Below are 13525 nucleotides of genomic sequence, written 5' to 3'. Positions count from 1 at the left end.
ACGGCGCGGCCCGCGGCCCGCTGAACCGCGCGGGGGAGCCGCCCAGGCGCGTGCGGAAGCCGCGCACGGCGGGCGCCGCCGGTGCGGGCGCGGGCCCCTCGACGGACGCCGGCGCGGGGAGGCCGGGATGTCGCTGATCAGCACGCTCGCCCGGCTGGAGGCCGTCGAGAGCGGGCGGGCGCAGCCGCTCGCCACCGTGCGGCACCGGCACCTCTCGCCGCACCCGATGGTGTTCGTCCCCCTCACCACGGCCGGTGAGGCCGGAGCCCCGCTCGGGGCGCTCGTGGGGACCGACCGGGACGCGCCGCGACTGCTCGCCGTCGCCCAGCCCAGGGACCGTGAGCTGCGGTTCGCCTTCCTCGCCGAGCTGGCGGAGACGCTGCTTCCGTACCTCGACGGATACGCCGACGACGTGGAACCCGCCGAGCGGAACGAAACGGACCCGGAGACCGGCAGACGGGTCAAGGTCGAGGTGGAGCTCTGCGCGGACGCACCGCAGCTCATCGTGCCCAGCAGGCCCGGGATCGACTTCGTGCGCCTCCTCGGGCGGTCGATGCGGTTCCGGCGGACCGCCGAGCAGGACCCCGACGCCCCCTACCCGGCGCCCCCGCGCGTGCCGTTGCTCGGGCGCTGGCTGACGCACTACGGCGAGCGGGCCCGGGTGCCCGGCTCGTCGCTGCTGCTCGCGATGACGGATCTGCTGGGCCGGCACTGGGCGACCGGGCAGTCCCACCTGGAGGACCAGCACCTCGGTGCGCTGCTCGCCTGGATCGCCCCGCCGGAGGGGGGGTCCGGCGCGGAGGCGGCGCTCCGGGCGGAGGTGGCACGCGACCGGCGGGGCCAGTTGGTGTGCCCGCCGGCCGGGCCCGCCACGGATCCGGCGTTCGACAACATGCTCCTCGCACCCGCGATGGAGCGGTACGACCGGGCCCGCCAGGCCCTCGCCGCCGCCGAGGACGGCGCCGCGGCCGACGAGCAACTGGCCCGGCTCGCCTCCGCCGAGCGGGAGATCCGCGGCCTGCTCGAGGGGGTGCTGCGCCCCACGTGGGACGCGGTGTGGGCCGGCATCGGCCTGCTCCGGGAGCTGCCGGAGGGAACGCGCGTCGCCGACCGGTGGACCCGCGACCGCTGGTCGTTCACGGGGCACCGCGACCGGGTGCGGGCCGGAGAGCCCCCTCAGCCGCGCCGGGACGACGCGGTCACCGCCGCACAGAAGCTGTCCGCGCGCGAGACGGCCCAGGCGCAGCTGGAGGCCCAGGAGGCGCTGGACGATCCGCTGGTGCTGGCGGCGCGGCGGCTCGCGGGCGAGGCGTTCGTCGGCGTGATCACCGATGTGGTCATGGCCTGGTCCGAGTCGAAACGCCCCTCGCCGCGACCGCTGCTGACGGTGCGTACGGACGACAGCCCGCATCTGGGTGCCGGTGTGAAGGCGTACCGCTCGCTGGACGGCAGGCCGCAGTCCGCCGAGTTCGTGCGGTACGAGCAGGACGGCGCGATCGTCCTGCGGCTGCTGGACCGGATGGGCCGCTCCAGGGACCCGGCGGAGGGTTCCGTTCCCGAGACGGGCGAGCCCGTCGCCTGGACGCTGTTCGAGCACGACCAGCGCGGCGGGCCGAAGCTGCCCGAGCCGGAGGACACCCCGTGGACTCATGGCGGCCCGCCGCGTACCGACACCGCCGAGAGGCCCGACGCCGTGACCCCGGAGGACCTGCTGTGACGGGGACCGTGACCCCGCTGTTCGACCCGGGCTCGGAGGCGGCCCGTGCCACCGCGGCCATCCTGGAGGACACCCTCCACGGAGACGCCCGGGGCGTCGTCGTGGACTCCCCTCCGGGCGCCGGGAAATCGACGCTCGTGGTGCGGGCGGCACGGGAACTCGCCGCGGCCGGGCGCCCGTTGATGGTCGTGGCGCAGACCAACGCCCAGGTCGACGATCTGGTGGTGCGGCTCGCCGAGAAGGAGCCGGATCTCCCCGTCGGCCGGCTGCACAGCAACGACCCCGACCCCTACGACAGGGCGCTCGACGAGCTGCCGAACGTACGGAAGTCGGCGAAGGCGGGCGATCTCGCCGGGCTGGACGTGGTGATCTCGACCGCCGCGAAGTGGGCGCACGTCAAGGACGTCGAACCGTGGCGGCACGCGATCGTGGACGAGGCGTACCAGATGCGGTCGGACGCGCTGCTCGCCGTGGCGGGGCTGTTCGAGAAGGCGCTGTTCGTCGGGGACCCGGGACAGCTCGATCCGTTCTCCGTGGTCGGGGCCGAGCAGTGGGCCGGGCTGTCCTACGACCCCTCGGCGAGCGCGGTGTCCACGCTGCTCGCCCACAACCCGGAGCTGCCGCAGCACCGGCTGCCCGTGTCCTGGCGGCTGCCGGCATCCGCCGCGCCCCTGGTCTCCGGCGCCTTCTACCCGTACACGCCCTTCCGCAGCGGTACGGGACCGGGCGACCGCCGGCTGGCGTTCGGGGTCGCGTCGAACGGCTCGGGCCCGGACCGGGTGCTGGACGAGGCGGCCGAGTCCGGCTGGGGCCTGCTGGAGCTGCCCGCCCGGCACACCCCGCGCACCGACCCGGAGGCGGTACGGGCCGTTGCCCTGGTGGTCCGGCGGCTGCTGGACCGCGGAGGCGCGTCGGTCTCCGAGCGCTCCCCCGACCCGGTGCCGCTCACCGCGGACCGCGTCGCCGTCGGCACGGCCCACCGCGACCAGGCCGCTGCCGTCAGGGCGGCCCTCGCGGAGCTGGGTGCGTCGGGTGTGACGGTGGACACGGCCAACCGGCTCCAGGGCCGGGAGTTCGACGTCACCGTCGTGCTCCACCCCCTCTCGGGCCGCCCGGACGCATCGGCGTTCCACCTCGAGACGGGCCGCCTCTGTGTGCTGGCCTCCCGCCACCGCCACGCCTGCGTCGTGGTGTGCCGGGCGGGTGTCACCGAGCTCCTGGACGAGCACCCGTCCACGGAGCCGGTGCAGCTCGGCGTCACGGTGAAGTTCCCGGACGGCTGGGAGGCGAACCACGCGGTGCTCTCCCACCTGGAGGAGCACCGGGTCACCTGGACGCCGTAACGGACTCGGCCCGGGTCCTCGGTCGCGCGCGGGTGGGCCCGGCCCCGCTCCCCGGGGCGGGCCGCCGGGTCGGCCCCGAGAGCGGGGCCCTCTTGTGCGGGGCGGGACAATAGGGGTGGTCAGGAAACACGAGAAGGAGACGCGCATGGCGGAGTCGTCGGGGCGGAGCGAGCGGCGGGTACGGCCTTCACCGCTGCTCTTCGAGCCCGCGGAGGTCGCCTCCGACCCGGAGCACTTCTTCGATCTGGAGTCGATCGAGGATCCCCGGGAGCTGCTCTCACGTGCGACGGAGCTCACACAGGCGTTCCAGGCGGCGACGGACCGTGCCCTGGAGTACCAGGCGGTCGCCGCCGCGCAGCTCGCCGACCCGCGCCGCTTCGACCGGCTGACGGCGGAGGAGATCGCGCGTCGGGCGGAGTGGAGCGAGGACTACGCCAAGCGCATGATCGACTTCGGCCGCGATCTGCTGCGGGGGCCCGACCCCCGGCCGGCGCCCCGGCCCTAAGGGCTGTCCGGGGACGTCGACCGCCACCAGGGCAGCGCGCCCGGCACCGCGGGCACGGCTCCGCCGCCCCGGCGAGGGACGCCCCGGCGAGGGACCGCTCCCGCTCTCCGGGTGCCGGTCGCATATGACGAGGGGGGATGCCGGGGGGCAAGATACCCCTCCCCCCGCCCCCTGTCCCCGGTTTCCGCAACTCGCGGAAATCGGTCGATGACTCCGCGTACACGTAGTCGCCATGAGTACTCGGCCGCGAGACGACTTCAGCACCGCACCGTGCAGTCCCGCCCTCCACGACGAGCAGCGGCGGGAGGTCTTCGCCTTCCTCCGGGAGGACGGACGCCATCAGACGGCCCAGATCACCACACCCGGCGCGGACTGGCTCGCGTCCGCGAGTACGCATCCGCGGTCCGCGCTGGCGCTCTGGGAGTCGCGGCCCTCCGCGCCGCTCGTCGTGTCGTGCGGCGGGGGCGTCTTCGACGTGGTGAACGTGCCCTCGATGTTCGGGCGCCGGATGCTCGACCGGCTGTGGTCGGAGGGCCCGGGCTCGGGGCCGGTCGCGCACCACCGCGGCCGGATGCTGCTGTTCGTCGCGCCGGGCACGGCCCAGCGGCTGCCGAGCCTGCTGGAATGGGAGGAGTGGGGCGGCTCCGTGCCGCCCCTGATCTGCCACGGCACAGGCGACGCGATCACGGTGCCGCCACTCGCCCCGGTGCCCACGGGCGGGGCCGGGCCGCGCTGGCTGGTCGCCCCCGACACCCGGCACCCTTGGCTCCCCGGGCCGGAGGTGCTGCTCTGGGCCTGTGTGCGGGCGGCCCGTACCAGCTCCGCCGCGACGGTGCGTATATCGATTTTTCCTCCCGCCGATCAGGGTGCTAAGGTCTACGACGTCAGCAGGCGCCGCTAGCTCAGTTGGTTAGAGCAGCTGACTCTTAATCAGCGGGTCCGGGGTTCGAGTCCCTGGCGGCGCACAGACGGAGTAGAGCCCCTCGCGACAGCGGGGGGCTTTTCTCGTCGGGCCCGACGATATCCGCTCACCGCACCGTCGTGATCTTGACCGTCCACGCCCCCGTGCGGGTGCGGTCGGCCACCTCGACACGGACCCGCTCACCCGGGACGGTGTAGGCCTCCCCCACGCCGAGCGGGGCGTCCGCCAGCTGCGGGTAGACCGAGCGGTCCCAGCACGCCCCGCTCTTCGGATGGGTGTCGATGACCTCGACGGGGCCCGCACCGGAGGCCTCCTCGTTCCGCACCCGGTAGAGCAGTACGCCCTCCTTGCAGGTGTCCCGGTCGTTGCCCGTCGCTCCGCGCGCCTCGATGGCCAGCGCGCTGTTCCGCCCGGTCCTGACGACCGCGAGCCGGGTTCCCGCTGGGCGTCCGGGCGCGGGAGCGGCCGCGAGGGGCTCCAGGGTGAGGACCCGGTCGGCTGGACCGGTGACGCACCGGACCTGGTTCCGGTCCAGCCATCCCAGCTTCCACTTGTGCCAGCCGAGGAACTCCGGGGCGAGGCCGAACTGGCTGCCCATCACGTCCCAGTCCCCCACATGGGTGTCCCAGTCGCCCTTTCCGTCCGTGGGCCGGTGGTAGAGGTCCGGCAGGTCGAAGACGTGCCCGGTCTCGTGGGCCAGGACATGGCGGTCGGGCGGATGCCGTTCGAACACGGTGACGGCCCGCTTCAGCTCGATTCCGTCCGCCTTCGTGGCCTGCTCGAAATTGACCACCTTCGTCGCGTCGGAGTCCACCCCGGGGGCGTCCGGGTCCGCGACCAGGTAGATGACGTCGTAGCGGGAGAAGTCCACGAGCGGATCCGCGACGGAGACCGCGTCCCGCAGGTACGCGGCGCGCCGCCCGGCGTCCCAGTCGCGCTTTATGCGGTACTCGGTCGACGCCTTCGGCATCCGGATCCATTGGCGCACGGGGTGCGGCCGCAGCACGAACTTCCCGTACGAGGCGTTGCGGAAGAAGTCGCCGGTCGCGGGGAAGTGGTCGGCGACCAGGTCGTCCGGTGCGGTCAGGGGGGTGGAGTCGGGGAAGGAGAGGAAGACCATGACGGCGTCGAGAGCGCGGTCGGGCCGCGGGTAGGCGGAGTTCCAGCTGTCCAGTCCCAGCGAGTGGTGTGCCGCGGTCCGGGGCAGGGCGCAGGGGTGCGGAGAGGTCGCGGCCGAGGCGGGGCCGGCCGCGAGGGTGGTCGCGGCGAGGGCCACCAGGGAGGTGAACACGGCGGCGCCGGCACGCAGGGTCGGCCGTTCCACTCCCTCGGGTGGATCCTCGAGCGTCTGCTGACCCTCCACGTGGACCTCCGGCTGCGGAATGCGGGACATCCAACCCAGCTTGTGCGCTTTTATGATGATCCGCACTGTTCCGCTGCACCGGTCGGGTGAGCAGACCACGACACCCCGGTGATACACAGAAAGTCACAACCGATCACGAGAGCCCTGGCCTGGCCCTCACCCGCGCAGAAACGATCGGTCTGGACCTTCGGGTGCCCCTGATCACCGTCCAAAAGCTGGAACGCCCGCCCGGCCGGCCTCTATGATCGGCACACTTTCCTGAGATTCCGGCCCTGCCCTGGCCTGAACGACACGACTGCACTGCGGGAGCGAGCGGTGAGCGGACACACGGAAGGACGGGGAAGCGCGACCGTCGCGGCACCCGGGAGCGACCATCCGTCCGTCACGGAGGGTGAGATCCCGGCGTCCCCCTCCGGCCCCGCCGGGCCCGTCCGCGGCCTGGTGGCCGAGACGCAACTCGCCGACTACCGCGCCGCGTTCAACGCCTCCCGGCTCGCCATGGCCCTCGTCGACCGCGAGGGCCTCGTCGTATCCGCGAACGACGCCCTAGCCGCCCTCCTCGGCGCCGAACCGGACGCCCTCCGCTCGCGGCCCGCCGCCGATCTCGTCGACCTCGCCTCGGACGGCCGCTCCCTGCTCGCCTACGGCGAGGTGCTGAACGGGCGGAGCTCATGCTTCCGCTGCACCCGCCGCCTCAAACACGCGGACGGCCACCCCGTCTGGGCCGAGGTGACGGTCGCACCCGTCCCCGGCGGCGGGCGTGTACTGCTCTCGGTCGCGGACATCAGCGAGCGCCGCGAACTCCAGGCACGGCTGCGCCATCTCCAGATGCACGACCCGGTGACCCGGCTGCCCAACCGCGCCCTGTTCTTCGAGCGGCTGAGCACCGCCCTCGACTCCTCGTCGTACGAGCACGGCGGCACCGGCCGGATCGGGCTGTGCTACCTCGACCTCGACGGCTTCAAGGCGGTCAACGACACCCTCGGTCACCGGGTGGGCGACCGGCTGCTCACGGCGGTGGCGTCCCGGCTGACCGAGTGCGCGGACCGGGACGGCCGGTCGCGCGGCGGCTCCCACCTCGTGGCCCGGCTCGGCGGCGACGAGTTCGCGATCCTGGTGGAGGACTCCACCGGCACGGAGCAGCTCGCCGATCTGGCCCGGTCCGTCCTGGCCGCGCTCCAGCGGCCGTTCGACCTGTCGGGGCAGCGGCTGTCGGTGTCCGCGTCCATCGGGGTGGTGGAGCGCGCGGCCGACGGCACCACCGCCACCGGGCTGATGCAGGACGCGGACACGACGCTGTACTGGGCGAAGGCGGACGGCAAGGCCCGCTGGACGTTCTTCGACCCCGAGCGCAACGCGCACCGGATGACCCGTCAGGCCCTGTCCTCGTCGCTCAGGCCGGCGGTGGAGCGCGGGGAGTTCACGCTGGAGTACCAGCCGCTGGTGTGCATGGCGGACGGAGCGGTCCGGGGCGTGGAGGCCCTGGTGCGCTGGAGGCACCCGCAGTTCGGCACGCTCGCGCCGAATCGGTTCATCGGAATCGCCGAGGAGGACGGGTCGATCGTCCAGCTCGGCCGCTGGATCCTGCGCACCGCGTGCCGGCAGGCCCGCCGGTGGGAGCTCGAGCACCCGGCGGAGCCGCCGCTCTTCGTCAGCGTCAACGTCGCCGTGCGGCAGCTGTGGGACTCCGACCTGGTCGCCGATGTGGCCGGGATCCTCGAGGAGACGGGCCTCGCTCCCCATCTGCTGCAGCTGGAGCTCACCGAGTCCGCGGTGATGGGCTCGGCCGGCCGGCCGCTGCAGGTGCTCCAGGCGCTGAGCGACATGGGCGTGCGGATCGCGATCGACGACTTCGGGACGGGCTACTCGAACCTGGCCTATCTGAGCCGTCTCCCGGTGTCGGTACTGAAGCTCGACGGTTCGTTCGTGCGCGGCTTCCGCTACGACGACGGCACGCATCCGAACCCCGCCGACGAGACGATCGTCGAGGCGATGGTCGAACTCGCCCACCGGCTCGGTCTCACGGTCACCGCCGAGTGCGTCGAGACCGCGGGCCAGGCGGAACGGCTGCGCCGCATCGGCTGCGACACCGGCCAGGGCTGGCTGTACTCGCGCGCGGTGGCGCCGGACCGGATCGCCGGGATGATCGGGATCAGTCCGCTCTCGGTCTGATCACCGGGCAGGGCCTGCCCCGTCGACGCGGTCGCCCGTGGAAGGCCGCCGCGCGAAGACCACATCGAGGACCAGGCCGATCCGGCCCCTCCTCGCCGCTGAAGCCCTTGTCGACGGGTGGTCCCCGGACAGCGTGAACCGCTCGCCGCCCTCGGCGGCGAGCGGTGTGGGGCTGCCTTCGGAACCCCGCGGCAGACCGTCCGGGAAGCGGCCGCTCCGCACCCGACGCCCAGGGTCTACCCGGGCAGCCCGTACGCGTCCGCGATCAGCTCGTAGGAGCGCAGCCGTGCCTCGCCGCCGTGGACGCTGGCCGTGATCATCAGCTCGTCCGCGCCCGTGCGCTTCTGGAGCGCGTCCAGGCCGGAGCGCACCTCGTCGGGCGTGCCGTGGACGATGTCGGCCAGCCGGCCGTCCACGAACTCCCGCTCCATCGGGCCGAAGTCGTACGCCTCGGCCTCCTGGGGCGCCGGGATCAGCCCCGGCCGGCCCGTGCGCAGCCGCAGCATCGACAGCACTCCGGTCATCACCTGGCGGCGCGCCTCCCGGGCGTCGTCCGAGGCGAACGCGGCCACGCCGATCAGTGCGTAGGGGGCGTCCAGGACCTTCGACGGGCGGAAGGAGTCGCGGTAGAGGTCGAGCGCCGGGACGGTGTTCCGCGCCGAGAAGTGGTGGGCGAAGGCGAACGGCAGCCCGAGCCCCCCGGCGAGCCGGGCGCTGAAACCTGAGGAGCCGAGCAGCCAGACGGGGGGCCGGGCGGCGGACTGGACCCCGCCGGGGGCAGTGGCCTGGACCGGACCGGGGACGGCGTGGATCCGGGCGTACGGGTGGCCGCCCGGGAAGTCGTCGTCCAGGAAGCGCGTCAGCTCGGCGAGCTGCTGCGGGAAGTCGTCGGCACCCTCTCCCCTGGCCGCCGGCACGGAGGAGCCCAGCCGGTCTGTGCGGCGCAGCGCGGCCGCGGTGGCACCGTCGGTCCCCGGCGCGCGGCCGAGGCCGAGGTCGACCCGGCCCGGCGCCAGGGCCTCCAGCGTGCCGAACTGTTCGGCGATCACCAGAGGAGCGTGGTTGGGCAGCATGACGCCGCCGGAGCCGAGGCGGATGCGCTCGGTGTGGGCGGCGAGGTGGGCGAGGATCACAGCCGGGGAGGACGAGGCGACGCCGGGCATCGAGTGGTGCTCGGCGACCCAGTGCCGGTGGTAGCCGCGCCGTTCGGCGAGCCGGGCGAGGTCCACGCTGGTGCGGAGCGCCTGGCCGGCGGTGCTGCCGCTGCCCACGGTGACCAGGTCCAGTACCGAGAGCGGCACGGGCGCGCCGCCCTGCGCGGTTCCCCGGATCTCGTCGGCCGTGCGCGCGGGGTCCGGTGTGTCCACGGAGGTGCCTCCTGCGTTGTCGTGCATGTCCGAGCCACTAACAGGAGGGCGTCTCCGTTTATTCCGCTCCGTCGGTCCCGACGGCGGGCCCTACTCCTCTTCCGGCCGGTGGTCCGGGCGGGCGAACAGGGTCCCCAGGCCGTCCGCCCACGCCCTCCGCTCGGCCAGCCGCAGACCTTCCCACACGGTCACCTGGTTCGCGGTGAGGACCGGCTTGCCAAGGGTCTCCTCCAGCTCCTGGAGGTGGGCGGCCGTGTGCAGCGCGGTGTCCGGCATGAGCACCGCCTCCGCCCTCGGGTCGTCCCCGGCCCGGGCCAGCTCCAGCACCTGCTCGCGCTCCCAGGTGCCGACCTCGGCGGCCGTGACGATCCCGCTCGCCCGGGCCGCGACCACCCCGATGCCCGCCGACTCCAGGAACTTCTCGAAGAGGCCGGTGACGTCGTCCGGGTAGGTGGCCGCGACCGCCACCCGGCCGACGCCCAGCGCCTGTGCGGCGTGGACGAAGGCGAACGACGTGCTCGACGCCGGCAACCCGGCTGCCTGCGCCAGCTCGCGGATCTGCTGCCGGGCGCCGTCCCGGCCCCGGACGAAGCTGCCGCTCGTGCAGGCCCACACCAGGGACTCCGCTCCGGCCAGCCGCAGTTCCTCCACTCCTGCCGCCAGCCGGTCCGCGGCCCCCATCTCGATCAGCGCGTCCTCCCGGTGCGCGTCCTCGCCGATGTCGGTGTGGAAGACGGGCAGCCTGATGTCGCTTCCGAGCAGGACCGCGATCCTGGGGTAGTCGTCCTCGGCGGAGTGCCCGGGGTAGAGGAGTCCGACGGTCGTCATGTCCATCCTTCCTGTTCCTCCGGCTGGGCGACGGGGGGCACGATCGGCGGCACGGGCGGGGCCGGCGGAGGCGGCGGCTCCTCGTGCGGACCGACGGTCCGCATCAGGAGGGCCTGGTAGGGACCGACGGCGTACACGCCGATCCTGCGCAGCGCCGCCCACATCGTGACCTGGTTCGCGGAGAGCACCGGCATGCGCAGCTCCGCCTCCAGCTGGGGTATCGCGTCATACGTCGGCAGGTTCGTGCAGCTGATGAAAAGGGCGTCCGCCGCACCCACCACCGCCTGGCGTGCCATGTCCACCACCGACCGGTAGGGCACCCTCCAGATGTGCCGGGTCAGTCCGAGGAAGGCGCGGCCCGTGACCGATATCCCGCCCTCGGCCAGGTAGTCCTCCAGCGACCGGGTCACCGACTCCGTGTACGGCGTGACGACGGCGATGCGGCGGGCGCCCAGCTCCTCCAGGGCCTCCAGCAGCGCACCCGAGGTGGTCACCGAGGCGATCTCCCCAGCCGTGGTCATCGCCTCGCACATCGCCCGCTCGCCCGCCACACCGCCGACGAAACTGCCGCTGGTGCAGGCGTAGGCGACGGCCTCGGGCTCGGAGGCGGCCAGTGCCCGGACCGCCTCGCGCAGGGTCTCGTGCTCGCTGACGAGCCGCGCGAGGTCGAGCGAGACCTCGACCGGCACGAACGGGGTCCGGGTCAGGCGCAGCGAGACGCCATCGGGCACCCAGCGCCACAGCTCCCGGTCGAGTGCGAAGTCGAACGGGGCGACCACCCCGATCCCGCGCTGCGGGTCGGGACCGCCCAGAAACGAAACTTCGAGGGACACATCCATCACAGGCCCCCTCATGACGTCTTGTTGACGACGGTAGGTTCCAGTGCGAGCGTGGGTCAATCCGTACATGTCAGACGTTCAGAAACGGTTTCCGCGCGATGTCCGTACCGGTTCTTCTCGTACTGGGAGCAGACCCTCCGCCGCGACTCGGAGGCCTGACCGGACGCGCCGACGTCCGGTACGCAGACGCCCGCTCCCTCGCCGCCGAACTGCCCGGGGCCGACGCCCTCCTGGTGTGGGACTTCACCTCCGACGCGGTGCGGCTGGCCTGGCCCGGGAGCGGTCCGCGGCCCCGCTGGGTGCACACCCCGAGTGCCGGCGTCGACCGGCTGCTCTGCCCCGAGTTCTCGGCCTCCGACACGGTCCTGACCAATGCCCGCGGGATCTTCGAGCAGCCCATCGCCGAGTACGTGGCCGCCCTGGTGCTCACGATGGCCAAGGACCTGCCGGGGACCCTGGAACTCCAGCGGCAGCGGCGGTGGCGCCACCGCGAGTCACTGCCGGTGGCGGGCGGCCGGGCGGTCGTGGTCGGCGCCGGCCCGATCGGACTGGCGATCACGGGCACACTGCGGGCGCTGGGTCTCGAGGTCGCCGTCACCGGACGCACGGCCCGCCCCGGGGTGCACGGCTCCGAGGACCTGGACGGGCTTCTCGCACGTGCCGACTGGGTCGTGTGCGCGGCCCCGCTGACGGAGGCCACCCGAGGCATGTTCGACGCCCGGCGGTTCTCGCTGATGCGCCCCTCGGCACACTTCGTGAACGTCGGACGGGGCGCGCTGGTGGTGGAGGACGACCTGGTCCCGGCGCTGACCGGGCGGAGGATCGCGGGCGCCGCCCTGGACGTCTTCGAGGAGGAGCCGCTGGCGCCCGACAACCGGCTGTGGGACGTGCCGGGGCTGATCGTCTCGCCGCACATGAGCGGGGACACGGTCGGCTGGCGCGATCGGCTGGGTGAGCAGTTCGTCGAACTGTTCGACCTCTGGTCGGCCGGAAAACCGCTGCCGAACGTGGTCGACAAGGAACGTGGGTACGTCCCCTCCCATGACTCCTGAGCCGAACGACCTGAGTGCCCTGACCGCACGTCACCTCATCGCCGGCTACGAGCGCGGCGACTTCTCCCCGCTGGAGGCGGTCCGCGCGGTCCTCGACCGGGCCGAGGCGGCGCAGCGCCTGACGAACGCGTTCGTCCGGATCGACGGCGATCGGGCGCTGGCGCAGGCGGAGGCGGCCACCGAGCGCCGCCGGAGGAAGGAGCCGCTGGGCCCCCTCGACGGCGTACCGGTCACGGTCAAGGACATCCTGCTGCAGGCAGGCGGGCCGACGCTCCGGGGCTCCAGGACGGTGCGCCCGGACGGCCCGGCCTGGGACGAGGACGCCCCCGCCGTGGCACGGCTGCGCGAGCAGGGCGCGGTGTTCGTCGGCAAGACGACGACGCCGGAGTTCGGCTGGAAGGGCGTCACGGACTCCCCCCTGACCGGGGTCACCCGCAATCCGTACGACGTCTCCCGCACGGCCGGCGGATCCAGCGGCGGGAGCGCGGCGGCCGTGGCCCTGGGCGCGGGCCCGCTGTCGATCGGCACGGACGGCGGCGGCTCGGTCCGCATCCCGGCGTCGTTCTGCGGGATCTTCGGGCTGAAGCCGACATACGGCCGGATCCCGCTCTATCCGTCGAGCCCGTTCGGCACGCTGGCCCATGCCGGGCCGATGACCCGGGACGCGGCGGACGCGGCACTGCTGCTGGACGCGCTCAGCGGCCCCGACTGGCGGGACTGGTCGCAGCTGGCGCCCGCACCGAGGACGGGCGAGGGTCTCACCGAGGGCGTGAAGGGGCTGCGGATCGCGTACTCCCCATCCTTCGGCGGTCAGGTGGCGGTCCACCCGGCCGTCGCCTCTGCGGTGCGCGGGGCGGTGGAGCGGCTGGCCGGGCTCGGCGCCTACATCGAGGAGGCGGACCCGGACATCACCGACCCGGTGGACGCCTTCCACACCCTGTGGTTCACCGGTGCGGCACGCGTGGTGCAGCACTTCGGCCGGGAGCAGCGAGAACTGCTGGACCCGGGGCTGCGGGAGATCTGCGCGGAGGGCGAGCGGGCCTCGGCGCTCGACTACCTCGCCGCCGTGGACGCCCGGATGGAGCTCGGACGCCGGCTCGGGCGGTTCCACACCGCGTACGACCTGCTGATCACACCGACGCTGCCGGTCACCGCCTTCGAGGCGGGCGTGGAGGTGCCGAGGGGCTCCGGGCACCGGCGCTGGACGGGGTGGACCCCGTTCACGTACCCGTTCAACCTCACCCAGCAGCCGGCGGCGACGGTGCCGTGCGGGGTGGACGAGGACGGGCTGCCGGTGGGGGTCCAGCTGGTCGGCCCCCGTCACGCGGACGCCCTGGTCCTGCGCGCGGCGCACGCCCTCTACGCGTCGGGCGCGGCGGCGGCCGTCCCGCCGCCCGCTCCGTAGCGACCGGTGCCC

Annotated in this window: 11 protein-coding genes and 1 tRNA gene; 8 read left to right on the top strand and 4 right to left on the bottom strand. The window is 73.6% G+C overall.

The genetic code is table 11. The features are described from left to right. The first annotated feature begins 127 nt into the window (after nt 1–127). The 5 genes from QMZ92_RS33005 (at nt 128) to QMZ92_RS32985 (ending at nt 4530) form a co-directional block, all read left to right on the top strand. A complete protein-coding gene (locus QMZ92_RS33005) occupies nt 128–1717 on the top strand; it encodes a hypothetical protein (RefSeq protein ID WP_283301252.1) in 1590 nt (529 codons plus the stop codon). Between the two features lie 8 nt (nt 1718–1725). Next, nucleotides 1726–3060, top strand: coding sequence for an AAA family ATPase (locus QMZ92_RS33000; protein WP_283301254.1), 1335 nt, complete (start codon nt 1726–1728; stop codon nt 3058–3060). 145 nt (nt 3061–3205) lie between these two features. Beyond that, nucleotides 3206–3565, top strand: a complete 360-nt coding sequence (locus QMZ92_RS32995; RefSeq protein ID WP_283301251.1) for a DUF8844 domain-containing protein — start codon at nt 3206–3208, stop codon at nt 3563–3565. Between the two features lie 232 nt (nt 3566–3797). Beyond that, on the top strand, nt 3798–4466 hold the full coding sequence (locus tag QMZ92_RS32990; RefSeq protein WP_283301250.1) for a bifunctional DNA primase/polymerase: 669 nt from the start codon (nt 3798–3800) through the stop codon (nt 4464–4466). Then, nucleotides 4457–4530 (top strand) — tRNA-Lys (locus tag QMZ92_RS32985). Before QMZ92_RS32990 ends, QMZ92_RS32985 begins: the two co-directional genes overlap by 10 nt. Before the next feature lie 63 nt (nt 4531–4593). On the opposite strand, the gene QMZ92_RS32980 is transcribed toward QMZ92_RS32985, so the two are convergent. Further along, nucleotides 4594–5880: a M6 family metalloprotease domain-containing protein gene (locus tag QMZ92_RS32980; protein ID WP_283301249.1), complete on the bottom strand. Its 1287-nt coding sequence runs from the start codon at nt 5878–5880 to the stop codon at nt 4594–4596. 285 nt (nt 5881–6165) lie between these two features. On the opposite strand from QMZ92_RS32980, the gene QMZ92_RS32975 reads away from it, so the two are divergent. Next, nucleotides 6166–8022 (top strand): putative bifunctional diguanylate cyclase/phosphodiesterase, encoded by a 1857-nt coding sequence (locus QMZ92_RS32975; protein ID WP_283301248.1) that lies wholly within the window; start codon nt 6166–6168, stop codon nt 8020–8022. A 236-nt stretch (nt 8023–8258) separates the two neighbouring features. On the opposite strand, the gene QMZ92_RS32970 is transcribed toward QMZ92_RS32975, so the two are convergent. The 3 genes from QMZ92_RS32970 to QMZ92_RS32960 all read right to left on the bottom strand — a co-directional run bounded on the left by QMZ92_RS32970 (nt 8259) and on the right by QMZ92_RS32960 (nt 11056). Continuing rightward, the gene (locus tag QMZ92_RS32970; RefSeq protein WP_283301247.1) at nt 8259–9416 is read right to left on the bottom strand and encodes an LLM class flavin-dependent oxidoreductase; all 1158 of its coding nucleotides are present in this window, start codon (nt 9414–9416) and stop codon (nt 8259–8261) included. A gap of 63 nt (nt 9417–9479) precedes the next feature. Further along, nucleotides 9480–10217 (bottom strand): maleate cis-trans isomerase family protein, encoded by a 738-nt coding sequence (locus tag QMZ92_RS32965; protein WP_283301246.1) that lies wholly within the window; start codon nt 10215–10217, stop codon nt 9480–9482. Continuing rightward, nucleotides 10214–11056 (bottom strand): maleate cis-trans isomerase family protein, encoded by an 843-nt coding sequence (locus QMZ92_RS32960; RefSeq protein WP_283301245.1) that lies wholly within the window; start codon nt 11054–11056, stop codon nt 10214–10216. Before QMZ92_RS32960 ends, QMZ92_RS32965 begins: the two co-directional genes overlap by 4 nt. 98 nt (nt 11057–11154) lie before the next feature. Between QMZ92_RS32960 and QMZ92_RS32955 the strand changes: the two genes are divergently transcribed. Together QMZ92_RS32955 and QMZ92_RS32950 are read left to right on the top strand one after the other, a co-directional pair. Then, nucleotides 11155–12108, top strand: coding sequence for a D-2-hydroxyacid dehydrogenase (locus QMZ92_RS32955; protein ID WP_283301244.1), 954 nt, complete (start codon nt 11155–11157; stop codon nt 12106–12108). After that, on the top strand, nt 12098–13513 hold the full coding sequence (locus QMZ92_RS32950; protein ID WP_283301243.1) for an amidase: 1416 nt from the start codon (nt 12098–12100) through the stop codon (nt 13511–13513). The genes QMZ92_RS32955 and QMZ92_RS32950 overlap by 11 nt, the downstream gene beginning before the upstream one ends. The last annotated feature ends 12 nt before the right edge of the window (nt 13514–13525 follow it).

The sequence above is a fragment of the Streptomyces sp. HNM0645 genome, from assembly GCF_030056615.1.
Classification (GTDB): domain Bacteria; phylum Actinomycetota; class Actinomycetes; order Streptomycetales; family Streptomycetaceae; genus Streptomyces; species Streptomyces marianii.
The sequence above is the reverse complement of the archived record's forward strand: the minus strand, read 5'-3'. Positions and strand labels throughout refer to the sequence as shown.